This is a genomic window from Streptomyces sp. SS8 (assembly GCF_054072955.1).
Map to the genome: position 1 here is coordinate 63297 of NZ_JBSVCZ010000012.1, position 13426 is coordinate 76722.

The 13426-nt window shown below is 69.6% G+C and carries 14 protein-coding genes; 10 read left to right on the forward strand and 4 right to left on the reverse strand.

The window, feature by feature from the left end:
• Nucleotides 1-254: 254 nt before the first annotated feature.
• From ACW69E_RS13890 to ACW69E_RS13920, 7 genes are all read left to right on the forward strand, one after another.
• Complete coding sequence (locus ACW69E_RS13890; protein ID WP_457498527.1) at nt 255-1331, forward strand: ATP-binding protein; 1077 nt, start codon at nt 255-257, stop codon at nt 1329-1331.
• Nucleotides 1331-1732 (forward strand): roadblock/LC7 domain-containing protein, encoded by a 402-nt coding sequence (locus ACW69E_RS13895; protein ID WP_457498528.1) that lies wholly within the window; start codon nt 1331-1333, stop codon nt 1730-1732. Before ACW69E_RS13890 ends, ACW69E_RS13895 begins: the two co-directional genes overlap by 1 nt.
• The gene (locus ACW69E_RS13900; protein WP_457498529.1) at nt 1729-2103 is read left to right on the forward strand and encodes a DUF742 domain-containing protein; all 375 of its coding nucleotides are present in this window, start codon (nt 1729-1731) and stop codon (nt 2101-2103) included. The genes ACW69E_RS13895 and ACW69E_RS13900 overlap by 4 nt, the downstream gene beginning before the upstream one ends.
• Nucleotides 2078-2674 (forward strand): GTP-binding protein, encoded by a 597-nt coding sequence (locus ACW69E_RS13905; RefSeq protein ID WP_457498530.1) that lies wholly within the window; start codon nt 2078-2080, stop codon nt 2672-2674. Before ACW69E_RS13900 ends, ACW69E_RS13905 begins: the two co-directional genes overlap by 26 nt.
• Before the next feature lie 9 nt (nt 2675-2683).
• Nucleotides 2684-4051, forward strand: a complete 1368-nt coding sequence (locus ACW69E_RS13910) for a cytochrome P450 (protein WP_457498531.1) — start codon at nt 2684-2686, stop codon at nt 4049-4051.
• A 103-nt stretch (nt 4052-4154) separates the two neighbouring features.
• The gene (locus ACW69E_RS13915; protein WP_457498532.1) at nt 4155-5405 is read left to right on the forward strand and encodes a cytochrome P450; all 1251 of its coding nucleotides are present in this window, start codon (nt 4155-4157) and stop codon (nt 5403-5405) included.
• Between the two features lie 19 nt (nt 5406-5424).
• Nucleotides 5425-6192, forward strand: a complete 768-nt coding sequence (locus tag ACW69E_RS13920) for an enoyl-CoA hydratase/isomerase family protein (RefSeq protein WP_457498629.1) — start codon at nt 5425-5427, stop codon at nt 6190-6192.
• A gap of 195 nt (nt 6193-6387) precedes the next feature.
• Here ACW69E_RS13920 and ACW69E_RS13925 read toward each other — a convergent pair whose 3' ends face one another.
• Nucleotides 6388-7005 (reverse strand): hypothetical protein, encoded by a 618-nt coding sequence (locus ACW69E_RS13925; protein ID WP_457498533.1) that lies wholly within the window; start codon nt 7003-7005, stop codon nt 6388-6390.
• A gap of 85 nt (nt 7006-7090) precedes the next feature.
• Between ACW69E_RS13925 and ACW69E_RS13930 the strand changes: the two genes are divergently transcribed.
• Nucleotides 7091-7309 (forward strand): hypothetical protein, encoded by a 219-nt coding sequence (locus ACW69E_RS13930; protein ID WP_457498534.1) that lies wholly within the window; start codon nt 7091-7093, stop codon nt 7307-7309.
• Nucleotides 7310-7360: 51 nt separating this feature from the next.
• Here the strand turns inward: ACW69E_RS13930 and ACW69E_RS13935 are convergent, their stop codons facing one another.
• Both ACW69E_RS13935 and ACW69E_RS13940 read right to left on the reverse strand, forming a co-directional pair.
• Nucleotides 7361-8437 (reverse strand): winged helix DNA-binding domain-containing protein, encoded by a 1077-nt coding sequence (locus ACW69E_RS13935; protein ID WP_457498535.1) that lies wholly within the window; start codon nt 8435-8437, stop codon nt 7361-7363.
• Nucleotides 8438-8463: 26 nt separating this feature from the next.
• Complete coding sequence (locus ACW69E_RS13940; RefSeq protein ID WP_457498536.1) at nt 8464-9198, reverse strand: alpha/beta fold hydrolase; 735 nt, start codon at nt 9196-9198, stop codon at nt 8464-8466.
• Nucleotides 9199-9278: 80 nt separating this feature from the next.
• On the opposite strand from ACW69E_RS13940, the gene ACW69E_RS13945 reads away from it, so the two are divergent.
• Complete coding sequence (locus ACW69E_RS13945; protein ID WP_457498537.1) at nt 9279-10253, forward strand: helix-turn-helix transcriptional regulator; 975 nt, start codon at nt 9279-9281, stop codon at nt 10251-10253.
• A 915-nt stretch (nt 10254-11168) separates the two neighbouring features.
• The gene (locus ACW69E_RS13950; RefSeq protein ID WP_457498538.1) at nt 11169-11639 is read left to right on the forward strand and encodes a hypothetical protein; all 471 of its coding nucleotides are present in this window, start codon (nt 11169-11171) and stop codon (nt 11637-11639) included.
• 150 nt (nt 11640-11789) lie between these two features.
• Here ACW69E_RS13950 and ACW69E_RS13955 read toward each other — a convergent pair whose 3' ends face one another.
• Entirely contained in the window at nt 11790-13319 is a 1530-nt protein-coding gene (locus ACW69E_RS13955) for a helix-turn-helix domain-containing protein (protein ID WP_457498539.1), read from the reverse strand.
• Nucleotides 13320-13426 lie beyond the last annotated feature (107 nt).

Below are 13426 nucleotides of genomic sequence, written 5' to 3' on the forward strand. Positions count from 1 at the left end.
CGGAACGACCGGATCCGCACCGGCTACGCTTGGCGGTGCTGAGCACGCAGCGGGCGCGGCGGGGGGATCGCGGCGTGCCGGTGCGCTTCTGCGTTTCCTGCGATACAAGCGAAGCGCGGTTTCACTCATGACCCCTCGTTAAACGAAGAGAGCTCATGGCACATTACTTCACGGACCCAGTCTTCTGGGTTCTTGCTGCTGTGGCGCTTGTCGTCACAGCCGTACTCCTCCTGAGCAGACGGCGCGCCCGGCAATTGGCCAGTGATTTAACGCTGAAGAACAACCGTATCGGGGAGCTGGAGAGGGGCCTGGCGGAAACCCGGGAACGACTCGCCAGGGCCGAGGAGAACGCCGAAGAGGCCGCCAGGGAGGTCAGGGAGGTCACCGACGGAAAGATCTCCGCGGTCCTCAAGTCCGCCATGCAGACTCTCCGTCTCCTCGCCGGCGAGCAGCAGCTCATGCTGGACCGGCTGGAACAGGAGTACGGCGGCCACAAGATCCTGCAGTCACTGCTGGAGGTGGACCGCGCCAACGCCCAGTTCGCCCGTCGCGCCCTGGGCATCACGATCCTGTGCGGCGGGTTCCCCGGGCGGCGCAGGGAGCCCGCGTCGGTCCATGACGTGATCCGCAGTGCCCAGGGCCAGATCGGTCCCTTCGACCGGGTCCAGATCCGCTCCCAGAGCAACTTCGCCATCGTCCCCGCGGCGGTGGACGGTGTCGCCCTGGCCGTCGCCGAGCTGCTCGCCAACGCCGCGAGCTACTCGCGGCCCGAGAGCACGATCGAGGTGAACCTCCAGCCCGTCCACCAGGGGCTGTGCATCGTCATCGACGACGCCGGCCCGGGTCTGAGCCCGGAGAGGAAGCAGAAGGCCGCGGAGCTCTTTTCGGGCGCGTACCGGCCCGGTCTGTCCGAACTCGGCAACCCTCCGCAGTTCGGCTTCCCCGTGGTGGCCGAACTGGCGCGCCGCTTCGGCTTCGCCGTGGACGTCAGCACCACCTCTCCCTTCGGCGGTGCGCGGGCGATCGTGCGCATTCCCGAGGGGCTCCTGACGACGGAGTACACCGAGCGGAGGAGCACACCGGCCATGGCAGCCACCCCGCAGAACGCCCCTGCCCCGCAGAACCCCTCCGGCGACCGCACCGCCAACGGCCTGCCCAAGAGGGGTGAGCGCAAGGCCCCCATCGCCCTGGTGCACACCACCTCCGCGGAGGCCGGCAGGCAGCCGGGGCAGAACGTGGAGTCCGCCGCCGCCAGGATGGCGGCGCTGCAGAGAGGCACGCGGACGGGCCGGCAGCTCCCCGTGACGAATCAGGAAGGGCAGGAGTCTTGATGCAGGAAGACCTGTCATGGATGCTCGCGAACATCCTGAAGGTGCCCGGCGCGCGGCACGCGCTGCTCGTCTCGGCCGACGGTCTCAAGCGAGGCATGACCGAGGCCCTTCACCCCGATCTGGCCGACAGGACGGCCGCGGCGATGAGCGCCCTGCAGTCGATCAGCCGTTCCACGGCGGGCTTCGTGGGCTCCGAGGGGGAGTCGCAGTGGCGCCAGACGGTGGTCGAGTTCGACCACGGATGGCTGTTCCTCGTGGCGGCCGGCAGCGGGGCGTACCTGGCCGTCTCGGCCTCGACGGACGTCGACATGGAAGGGATCACCTTCCGTATGCACCAGCTCGTGCAGAGCCTCGGCGAAGAGATGACCGCCCCGCCTCGCGAGATGGCTGATGGATCGTGAGCACTGAAGATTCGGCCTTCGAGCTGACCGGAAGATTAGTACGTCCCTACGTCATCACGGGCGGCCGTGAGATTCCCTCCGAACGGGAGTTCTCGGTGACGACACTGATCACGGCCGCCGACGACGCGCCCGACAGGTGGGTGGTGTCCCCGGAGAGCCGCAGTGTGCTGGAACTGTGCATGGGCGGCTACCTCTCGGTCGTCGAGATCGCCGGGTACCTCGGCCTCCCCCTGGGGATCGTGCGCGGGCTGCTCGCGGAACTGGCCGAAAAAGGAATGATCCTGACCCGTGCTCCGGTGCCGAGCGCCGAGCGCGTCCCCAGACAACTTCTCGAGGATGTACTGCATGGCCTCCGTGCTCGATTCGCCTGACCGTGGGCCGGTCCACCTGGGCCGGTCCGTCCGGACGACGGTGAAGATCCTGGTCGTCGGTCACTTCGGTGTCGGCAAGACCACCTTCGTCGGCAGCATCTCCGAGATCGAGCCGCTGCGCACCGAGGAACTGATCACGGAGGCCAGTGCCGGCGTGGACGACCTCGCCGGCACGCCGGACAAGACGACGACCACGGTCGCCCTGGACTTCGGCCGCCTCACCCTCAGCGAGGAACTGGTCCTGTACCTGTTCGGGACCCCCGGGCAGCAGCGCTTCCAGCAACTGTGGGAGGACCTCTCGATCGGGGCCCTGGGCGCGCTGCTGCTGGTCGACCCGGAGCGACTGGGCGAGTCCTTCCCCGTCCTGGACCTCGTGGAGCAGTACGGACTGCCGTGCGCGGTCGGGGTGAACCGCTTCGACGGAGCCCCCTCCTACGCCGCCGAAGAGGTCCGCGAGGCGCTCAACCTGCCCGACGACGTGCCCGTGGTCCCCTGCGACGTCCGGGACCAGGCGTCCTCGGCCAACACCCTGATCACTTTCGTGGAGTATCTCCTCTCCCGCACCGACTAGGAGCCCCCCGTGCAGCACCGATCGGACTACCGGCAGCCCCCGCCCGGCTGCCCCGCCCACGGCAGAGTCCCCCTGTACACAACCGAGTTCGGGGACGACCCCGACAGCTACTACGACCATCTGAGGCAGTTCGGGGCCAGCGCGCCCGTGGAGGTGGCGCCCGGCGTCGAAGCGGAACTGGTGACGAGCTACGCGGCCGCGCTGCACATCCTGCAGCACCCCGACACGTTCGTCCGGGACGCACGCCGCTGGCGTGCCCTCAACGAGGGCCGCGTACCGGCCGACAGCCCGGCCCTGCCCATGATGGGCTACCGGCCCAACGCCCTGTTCTCCGACGGGGCCGACCACGCGCGGCTGCGGCAGGTGGTGACCGACGGCCTGGACACCGTGGACCCCCACCAGCTGGGGCGCCACGTGGAACAGGTCGCCGACTACCTCATCGACCAGATCAGCGGCCGCGGCCGCAGGGCCGACCTCGTCACCGACTACGCCCAGCAGCTGCCCCTGCTGGTCTTCAGCGAACTCTTCGGGTGTCCGCCCGACATCGGCGACGACATCGTCTTCGGCGTCTCCGGGATATTCGAGGGCGGATCCGACGCCGAGCAGGCCAACCAGATCCTCGGACAGGCCCTGCACCGGCTCGTCACCCTCAAGCGGCGGTCGCCGGGGGCCGACGTGACCTCCCAGATGCTCAAGCACCCCGCGGGCCTCAACGACGACGAGATGGTCAACCAGCTCGTCACGCTGCTGTCGGGGGGCACCGCACCGCTGACGTCCCTCATCAGCACGGGCATCGCCCTGATGCTCGGCGACGACCGGTACACGGGCACCCAGGTGCTGGTCGAGGACGCCGTCAACGAAGTGCTGTGGAAGTACGCACCCATAGCCAACTACGCCGTGCACTACCCCGTGCAGGACGTGGAACTCGACGGCAGGCTCCTGCGGGCCGACGATCCCGTGGTGATCAGCTTCGCGGCCGCCAACACCGACCCCGCCGTGACCGAGGACCGCTACGCCCTCAGGGGGCGGGCATACCTCGCGTTCGGCGCGGGCCCCCACGTGTGCCCCGCCAAGGACCCCGCCAACCTGATCGGGACCAAGGCGATCGAGAGGGTGCTCACCCGTCTGCCCGACATCTCCCTGGGCATCGACTTCGACCGCCTGACCTGGCAGCCGACGCCCTGGAGCAGAACGCTCACCACCCTGCCCGTCCACTTCACCCCCGCCCCGCCGTCGGCCCGGCAGTCCCCGGCCCGTCCGCGGCAGACTTCGGCGCCGGCAGCGGAGCCCGCTCACCACGCCGCGTCCTCCGTGTCGCACTCCCATGCGAAGGCCACGCGGTGGAGTTCCTTCCTCAAATGGCTCACCGGGGCGTGATCTACATAACAGCATGTGACGGAGGGATATTCGCATAGTCATTCTGCCGCACGGGTAGGGACGGCAGGTCTTCCCGACTGACCGTCATGAAGGAGTGCCCCGCGTGGGATCCGCGACAGCCCCCTCCACCGACCGGCGTTCCACCGCGGCCCTCATATCCCGTCTGCGGACCGCCGCGGGCCAGAGGAACCCCTACCCCTACTACGCGGAACTCCGGGCGATGGGGGGCATCATCCCGGCTCCGTGGGGAGGACACCTGGTCACCTCGTTCGACCTGGCCGACCGGATCCTGCGCAGCAGGGACTGGCACGTCCCCGACGCCCGGTGGCGTGCCGCCCAGGGAGAGGCGACGCGGTGGAGCGCGGTGTCCTCCCAGGAGATGAGCAAGACCCTGCCCGCGCTCAACCCGCCCGACCACACCCGGGTGCGCCGGGTGACCAGCGGCGGGCTCGACCGCAGGTCGCTGGAGGGGCTGCGGCGTCCGGTCGCCGACATCACCGACGGTCTCGTCGACCGGTTCGCCGAGCACCTCACCGGTGGAGAGGCGGACTTCGTGCCCCTGGTCGCCGAGGAACTGCCCGTCATGACCATCGGCCGGTGGCTCGGCCTGCTGGCCGCCGACCACCCCCTGCTGCGCGACCTCACCCACGATCAGGTCTTCGCCCAGGAACTCCTCCCCTCCGCCAGCCAGCTCGCGCTGTCCGACGCGGCGACGGCGCAGCTGCGCGGCTACTTCACCGCCCTGGTCCGCGAGCGCCGCGCCAGACCCGGCTCCGACCCGGTCTCGGCCTGGATCCGGGCCTGGGACAGGATCGAGCCCGACCGGGAGGCCGCCGACGAGGCCGTCTACCACACCACCTTGTTCGTCCTCCTGGCCGCGCTCGAGACGACCTCCACCCTGCTGGCCACCATGGTCCAGCTCCTCCTGGAGCGCCCGCGGCAGTGGGAATGGCTGCGCGGCCACCCCGAACAGGTGCCCGCGGCGGTCGAGGAGGCGCTGCGGTACGACGCACCCACCCACGTCGCCAGCCGCATCGCGCGCAAGGACCTCACCGTCGCCGGCGTCGACATCCGCGCGGACCAGATGGTGCACCTGATGATCGGCGCCGCCAACCGCGACCCCGCCCACTGCCCCGACCCCGACACCTTCGACGTCCGCCGCAAGGCGGCCCACCTGAGCTTCAGCGGTGGCATCCACTACTGCCTCGGCGCGCCCCTGGCCCGCCTGGAGGCCACGACCCTGCTGACCGCTCTGCTGGAACGTTTCCCCTCCCTCGTCCTCGCCCGCGAGCCCCAGTGGGCCCCGCGGGTGGCCTTCCGCCGCATGCTCACCCTGCCCGTCGCCCTGCCATGAGGTGCCCGTGACCACCCCGATGGAAAACCGGTACAAGACACTCCGCGTCAGCCAGGACGGACCCGTTCTGCATGTCCGCCTGGACAGCCCGGAGACCGGCAACACCCTCACCGCCGCCACCCTCGACGAACTCCTCGCCGTCCTCGGCGCGGCCAACGACCGCCCCGAGATCCGGGTCCTGGTGCTCTCCGGGGAGGGGGAGCACTTCTGCCTGGGCGCCGACCGGGAGGAGTTCGCCGCCTCCCTGGAGACGGACCCCACCGGGGGCGGACTCCGGATGATCGCCGACAAGGCCCGGCGCGTGTGCGAAGCCCTGGACACCACCACCGCGATCACCATCGCCCAGGTCCACGGCAAGGTCATCGGCGCCGGCCTCGCCCTCACCGTCTTCTGCGACCTGAGGGCCGGGGCGGACACCACCCGGTTCCGGCTGCCCGAGGTCGCCCTGGGCGTGGCACCGGTGTGGGGCGGTGTCCTGCCCCGGCTGCTCAGCGAGGCCGGAACCGCCAGGATCCGCGAACTCCTCCTCACCTGCGCCCCGTTCGGAGCCGAGGAGGCACAGGAGATGTCCATCCTCCACAAGACGGTGCCGGCCGGTGAACTCGACGCGGCCGTCGAGGCCTGGGTCAAGCCGCTGCTCCGCCGCCCGCCCGAGGCGCTTCCGCTGGCCAAGGCCGTCCTCGGGGCGTACTCCAGGGGCACCCGGCTCGCGGACGCCGGCCTGCTCGACGCCCAGTTGCTGTCCGCGGCCTGCGCCGTCTCCGCCTCCGCCTCCCGGTCCGGCTGAGTCCCGCCGGTCCTACCGGTCCTACCGCCGCAGCCCCTGCCGGCCCGCCGCATCACAGCGCATCGCGGGCCGGAGGGGGCGCGGCGGCGTTTCGGCCGTCAGATGTCGCGGAAGGGCCATGCGGTGCCGTGGCCTGCCATGTTCCTCGTGCGTCGCCTCGCGAGATCGGGTCACTGATGGGCTTTCCAGACACTCTCAGACGCGTCGAGCGGAACCCGCGATCCAGCCGTTCGCGTTGACACAGTCGGTCAGGCGGTGGCGCGAGATGGCGTAGAAAGCCGTATCCAGCCGCTCTACGTCACGCATCTCCTGCAGGTGCGGCGCCAACGACCGGAAGCCTCCACCGCGGAATACAGCCTCCGTCAACGACCGGTCCACGTCCTCTCCAAGCGCACCCCACCGATTTCCACTCAGCGTGTTGATACCCGCCGGCTCCATACCGTCGCGGGATATGGACACCTGCGCCTTACCACTGTCGTGGAAGCAGTTGTACGCGACACCGCACGAGTCCGACACCGACCGCAGGATCTGCGTATCGCATCCCACCCACCCCGTCATCCCGTCGACTTCGAGTGCAACGGACCACTCACTGTTGACAGCTGCCGCAGCGAGCAAAGGCGCCTCACGAACCTCCGGAGCACCCGTGTTCTCCTGAATCCACGCGTACTCGTGATGCTCTCGCAGCTCTTCGAGTACGTCGTCGACCACCTGATACTCGGCGACACCAAGGCCCGTGAGAAGCCCCCGGGGGCTTGCCGGGGCGAGAGTGAACGCCACGGCGCCAAACCGGCGGTACCACTCGTATGGATCCATTACCGATTTCTCCGCTGTTGGCGTAATCACCGATCTTCTGGCAGACCTCGCCCTTCTCCGCCTCGTTCGCGTTCATGACCGATGAGTGCAGCGAATTGGTCAGGCGGTGCGGACCTTCCGGCGTCCACGTTCCGTCGTAGCGCACATCTCGCCGTACCTGACCGAACACATCAACCGGTTCGGCGAGTACAGCACCCACGAAGTCGGCATCCAGCCGGAAGCGTACGACCCAAAGCCTGACGTCGACCTCACCCCGCCCCGTGAGCAGGGTCTGATCGCCGCCGGACTCGGTCAGGCCGCTTGACCCAGCGTTCTCGCCTATGCGGCCGCCTTTTCGGACCGGGATGCGGGTCGGCTATGTGGTGGGTCGCAGAAAGCCGATGACGGCCTCCTTCTCCATGTCGATACCCTGCTCGGTCTGGGGCGGGACAGGTTCGAACGCATCCACCTGGATGGAGCGTGAGCCGGGGCCACGGGTCCAGGTGGCGATGGCCAAGCCGTCGGCGATGACGGTGGGGCGGATGAGGCCGCCTCCCGGCCAGACACGGGCCTGGTGGAGAGCGGGGACGGACGCCTCGCGGGTGCGGTAGCCGATCAGGTAGTTGTCGTAGGCGGGCAGCATGCGAACGTCCGGGGTTTCAGACGAGCGTGGGAGTTCTTTCACCCGCCCGGCGAGCATGGTCAATACGCCGTACTCGGTGATCACGCCGGATTCCGCCAGCATTTTCCAGACCCTGCGGGCCCAGGTGGTCGGCAGTCCGGACCAGGCGGCGAAGTCCTCCAAGGCGGCGGGGGCGTGCGCGGCCAGGTACCGGCGGGCCAGCTCGGCGAGAGCGTCGTCGCCCTCCCACCGGAAGCGCCCGGCGGAGGGCAGCCAGTCGTTGAGCAGCACATACGTGGCCTGACCGGCGCGCTGCGGACCATGGCAGAGAATGCCGGTGAGCGCCGCGTGGCGGATCAGGTGGAACGGCGCCTGCCCGTCCGGCGGGATACCGAGGGTGGTAAGGCGCTCGGTCAGCTCGGCCCGGGTGAGTGGGCCGTGCGCGGCAAGAGCACGCCGGATGAGATGGTCGGCACGCCGGCGCAGATCATCGTCCAGGCCCAGCTGCTGGTAGCGGCGGCTGGTTGCGGCAAGGATCCGCGGGGACAGCAATCGCAATATCCAGCGGGCATCGTCGCTGGGGATGGTGTGCAGGGTGCCGCGCATGTACCAGTTGCGGACGATGCTCCGCTCCTTCTCGTATGCCGTGCGGACGGCCTGGGCGGTGATGTCCCGGCCGCGTACTCGGATGCCCAGGCCGGCGGCCGTGGCGTCCTGGGCCTGGATGGCGAAGACCCGTCGGACGACCGCCTCGGCAGAGTCCTCCCGTGCTCCGCCGGCCAGGGCCTGCGCACAGGCCCGCAGCCTGCGGACGCTTTCGTGGTCAGGCATCGGGCTGTGCCTCTCGGCCGGCGCGGTCAGGAGACGGCCTTGTCGAGAACACGGGTGAGTTCGGCGGGCGCGGACAGCATCGGCCAGTGCCCGGTGGGCAGGTTGAAGCGTCGCCACGGCGGCTGGTTCAGGAAGGCCAGCATCGGCACCCCGGCATCCAGCAGCCCCGTGAAGTCACGGCAGGCGATCAGGACACGGTCCACACCGGGGGCGGGCTCGGCCGGGCCGGCGAGACGCTGGGTGAAAGTGCCGAACGGCTGAGGGGTGGCACGCGTGCGCAGAGCGTTCCGCTGGCCCTCATCGAGCCCGTCGAGGCTGCTGGACAAGCCCAGGACCTCAAAGGGCGGCATCGGTAGCCGCCACCCGTCGCCGGAAGCGTCGACGTGCCGGCGCAGCTGGTCCGCTGCCTGCGGTGGCATGAGGTCGAGCATGCACATGCCTGCGACGAACGGGGCGCTGTCCACGTAGACCACGCGCTCCAGCCGATCGCCGAGACGTCCAGCTGCCCCGGTGACCGGGGCGGCCGCGTAGCTGTGAGCGACCAGCGTGACGTCGCGCAGAGCGTGCTCTTCGACGAATCCCGTGATGTCCGCGATGTGCGTGTCCAAGTCCGTCTGGGGGCTGCCCTGGCCTGCGTGTTCGGCCAGGCCGGTCAGTGTCAGCGGCAGCGCCGTGTGGCCGTGCTCCCGCAGAGCGCGGGCGGTGTCTTCCCAGGCCCACGCCCCGAGCCAGGCGCCGGGAACGAGTACGAAGGTGGCCATGCGGTCTCCCTGAAGTGAGGTGCTGCGGGGAGCGTAGAGTCGATACAGGACAGAATCCGCCCTGAAATGCCGAGTGATCCATGTCGCATCCCCTGACCCGTGTGCTGACCCTGCTGGAACTCCTCCAGTCCAACGCCCGGCTCACCGGGGTGGAGCTGGCCGACCGGCTGGACACCGACGTGCGCACGGTGCGCCGGTACACCGCGCACTTGCGGGAACTGGGCATCCCCGTGGAGGCCGAACGCGGCCGCTACGGCGGCTACCGACTGGCCCGCGGCTACCGCATGCCCCCTCTGGTCCTCACCAATGACGAGGCTCTCGCCGTCGTTCTTGGCCTGCTCGCGGCAGAGCGTCTGGGCATGGGCACCGCGGCACCGGCCAGCGTCGGTGCCCTGGCCAAGATCGAGCGGGTGCTTCCACACACCCTGCGCGAACCGCTCGCCGCCATGCGGGAGACCCTGTCCTTCACCGCCAACGCCGTGATCGGTCAGGCACCCGGAACCAGCGTCCTGCTGGCACTGGCCCAGGCGTCCCGCGCCCGCACGACCGTCGGCATCCGCCACCAGTCCTGGCGCCAGGAACACACCGAACGCGACATCGACCCCTACGGCGTGGTCTTCCACACCGGCCGCTGGTACGTCGTCGGCCACGACCACCTCCGCGACAGCCTGCGCACCTTCCGTATCGACCGCATCGCCTCAGTCGCCCCCCGAGCCGGCAGCTTCATCGCACCCGACGGCTTCGACCCCGTCGCCCACCTGACCTCGACCCTCGCCCAGGGGCTCTACCGTTGGCAGGTCGAGGTGATGATCCACGGCCCCCTCGATGAGATCGCTCGCCGGCTGCCTCACCCAGCGGTGGCCCTCACCGCCCAGCCCACCGGCGTTCTCATGCACGCACGGGCAGAACGGCTGGACGGCGTGGCCCACCTGCTCGCCTCCCTGGAGTGGCCCTTCACCATCCGCCATCCCGACGAACTGCGGCAGGCGCTCAAGGATCTGGCCGCCCGGCTCACCGCAGCCGCCCATCGGAAACCGGAAGAACTACCGCAGTAAATGCCTGATTTACTGCGGCAGTGCCGGAAGGGTGGGGTGGCGTGACGATCGAACCAGTGACCGATCTCGGGAGCGGGGGGCGCACTTCGGATGCCGTGCGCTCGGGCCGTACTTCTGTCCGACCCACCCGCGTCGTACACCGCGGCGGCCGAGCGCTACCTCACCGGCACGGGCATCGCGAAGTCCTCCGCCCGGATCTGTGGAAGACCTGTGCCCGCAGGACAAGCGAGGGAAGATCACCGCCAAGGGCGGGGCGACGGAGTGGATTCCCTGACAGTCCGGTATCGCCCGGCTCCTGCCCCGGCTCATCGCCCGCCGTACCCGCGGCCCGCTGTTCCTCACCGACCGCAAGGCCCCGGCCGGAACGCCGACGCCGGACGTGTGCCCGGCGACCGGCCGGGTCCGGCTCTCCTGCCGCCGAGCTGAGGAAATCTTCGAGGAGAACACCCGGCTGCCGGCCAACCCGCTCGCCTCGCCCGAGGACATTGAAGACTTGGACGGCTGGACTCCGCACCGGCTCCGGCACAGCGCTCTGACACACGACGCCGAGGACGGCACCTCGCCCCCGATGCTGCCGGCCCGCTCCGCCACGCCTCCGTCCGCTTCCTGGAGAGATACGCCCGCCCCGGCGTCGACCCGGTCGCCCGGCACGTCGCCGAACGCGACCCCACTGCACGCCGCCGCACGTACATCCGAGCAGATCAGGGCTTCAAGATCATCCCATTGCCCCTTTGGCGCGTATCTCGGTCACACCCTCTCGTCCGGGCGACGCTCTCCAGCATCCTCCAGAGCGCCGTCGAGGAGCGTCGCCTCGGACGCAATCCGTGCCACTCCAGCACGGTCGGCCCACCCGCCGCCGCGCCCGGCAGAGTCGAAGCGTGGCCGCCCGACCGGGTGCTTGCGGTGCGGGCGGCCTTGCCGGAGCGATACCGGCTCCTCCTCGTGGTCGGCGCGGGCCTTGGGCTCCGGCAAGGGGAGGCGCTCGGGCTCGCCTTGGAGGACATCGACTTCACCAAGGAAGTCGTCTACGTCCGGCGGCAGGTCAAGGCGGTGCGGGCAAAACTGTGCTTCGCACTCCCCAAGGGGCGTAAGGTCCGGGACGTGCCACTGCCGTCAAGCGTGGCCCGGGCGATCCGGCAGCACGTGGATCAGTTCGCGCCGGTGCCGGTCACGCTGCCCTGGGACGACCCGACTCCTGCCGAGACGCCGGTGGAAGCCAAACACCGGCGGCCGAGGACCTGCGACCTCCTGATGACGGGACGCCGGCGGAAGGCCGTCAACCGGAACTACTTCAACTTCCGCGTGTGGAAGCCCGATCTGGCCGCGGCGGGCGTGATCGCTCCACTGGAGGAGGGCAGCGCCGCCATCGACGCGATCTTCGCGTAGCCGTAGCCGTGGTCGGTCGCCGGACCCCGTGGAGCGTGGCCTGTGGCGCGCCGCGGGCTCAAAGTCCCGGAGAAGTCCCAGAGATGCGGCCGCACCCCTTCCTGACCCATTGCACCGCAGGTCAGGAGGGGGTGCGGCGGCACTCGGTCATCAAATGTCGCGGAAGATGTCGATGCGCGCGCCCACCGAGTTCAGCCGCTCGGCCAGGTCCTCGTAGCCGCGGTTGATGACGTAGACGTTGCGCAGCACCGAGGTGCCCTCGGCCGCCATCATCGCCAGCAGCACGACCACGGCCGGGCGCAGGGCGGGCGGGCACATCATCTCGGCGGCCCGCCAGCGGGTGGGGCCCTCGACCAGGACGCGGTGGGGGTCCAGGAGCTGGAGGCGGCCGCCGAGCCGGTTGAGGTCGGTCAGGTAGATGGCGCGGTTGTCGTAGACCCAGTCGTGGATGAGGGTCTTGCCCTGGGCGCTGGCGGCGATGGCCGCGAAGAAGGGCACGTTGTCGATGTTGATGCCGGGGAACGGCATCGGGTGGATCTTGTCGATCGGCGCCTCCAGCTTGGAGGGCCGCACGGTGAGGTCGACCAGGCGGGTACGGCCGTTGTCGGCGCGGTACTCCGCGCCGCGGTCATGGTCCAGGCCCATCTCCTCCAGCACGGCCAGCTCGATCTCCAGGAACTCGATCGGCACCCGCCGCACCGTCAGCTCCGACTCGGTGACCACGGCCGCGGCCAGCAGGCTCATCGCCTCCACCGGGTCCTCGGAGGGGGAGTAGTCCACGTCGCGGTCGATGCGGGGGACGCCGTGGACGGTCAGCGTGGTGGTCCCGACCCCCTCCACCCGCACGCCCAGCTCCTCCAGGAAGAAGCACAGGTCCTGGACCATGTAGTTGGAGGAGGCGTTGCGGATGACGGTGGTGCCGTCGTGCCGGGCGGCGGCCAGCAGGGCGTTCTCGGTGACGGTGTCCCCGCGCTCGGTCAGCACGATCGGGCGGGTGGGGCGCACGGAGCGGTCCACCACCGAGTGGTAGGTGCCCTCGGTCGCGGTGACCTCCAGCCCGAAGTGCCGCAGCGCGCTCATGTGCGGCTGCACGGTGCGGGTGCCCAGGTCGCAGCCGCCGGCGTAGGGGATGCGGAAGTGGTCCATGCGGTGCAGCAGGGGACCGAGGAACATGATGATGCTGCGGGTGCGGCGGGCGGCGTCGGCGTCGATGCCGTCCAGGTCCAGCTCGGCCGGCGGGACGATCTCCAGGTCGGCGCCGTCGTTGATCCAGCGGGTGCGCACCCCGATGGAGCCGAGCACCTCCAGGATCCGGTAGACCTCCTCGATCCGGGCGACCCGGCGCAGCACGGTGCGGCCGGAGTTCAGCAGGGAGGCGCACAGCAGGGCGACGCAGGCGTTCTTGCTGGTCTTGACGTCGATGGCGCCGGACAGGCGGCGGCCTCCGACGACCCGCAGATGCATCGGACCGGAGTAGCCCAGTGAGACGATCTCACTGTCCAGGGCTTCACCGATACGGGCGATCATCTCAAGGCTGATGTTTTGATTGCCGCGTTCGATGCGGTTGACCGCGCTCTGGCTGGTGGCCAGCGCCTCCGCCAGCTGGGCCTGGGTCCAGCCACGGTGCTGGCGGGCGTCACGAATGAGCTTGCCGATGCGCATGAGATAGTCGTCGGTCATGTGGTGGATGTTATCTCAGATATGAGATGTCAACATCCGGGGCTTGGGTGTGTTCCTGTTTTTCTTCCTACTTTCACCCTTTTATCGGGCAAGCGCATGTCCGCCCC

Bases quoted from the DNA above. Each gene is read 5' to 3' on its own strand.
- ACW69E_RS13895 (WP_457498528.1), top strand. From the start codon at position 1,331: ATGCAGGAAGACCTGTCATGGATGCTCGCGAACATCCTGAAGGTGCCC.
- ACW69E_RS13940 (WP_457498536.1), bottom strand. From the start codon at position 9,198: ATGGCCACCTTCGTACTCGTTCCCGGCGCCTGGCTCGGGGCGTGGGCC.
- ACW69E_RS13945 (WP_457498537.1), top strand. From the start codon at position 9,279: ATGTCGCATCCCCTGACCCGTGTGCTGACCCTGCTGGAACTCCTCCAG.
- ACW69E_RS13925 (WP_457498533.1), bottom strand. From the start codon at position 7,005: ATGGATCCATACGAGTGGTACCGCCGGTTTGGCGCCGTGGCGTTCACT.
- ACW69E_RS13935 (WP_457498535.1), bottom strand. From the start codon at position 8,437: ATGCCTGACCACGAAAGCGTCCGCAGGCTGCGGGCCTGTGCGCAGGCC.
- ACW69E_RS13905 (WP_457498530.1), top strand. From the start codon at position 2,078: ATGGCCTCCGTGCTCGATTCGCCTGACCGTGGGCCGGTCCACCTGGGC.
- ACW69E_RS13920 (WP_457498629.1), top strand. From the start codon at position 5,425: ATGGAAAACCGGTACAAGACACTCCGCGTCAGCCAGGACGGACCCGTT.
- ACW69E_RS13955 (WP_457498539.1), bottom strand. From the start codon at position 13,319: ATGACCGACGACTATCTCATGCGCATCGGCAAGCTCATTCGTGACGCC.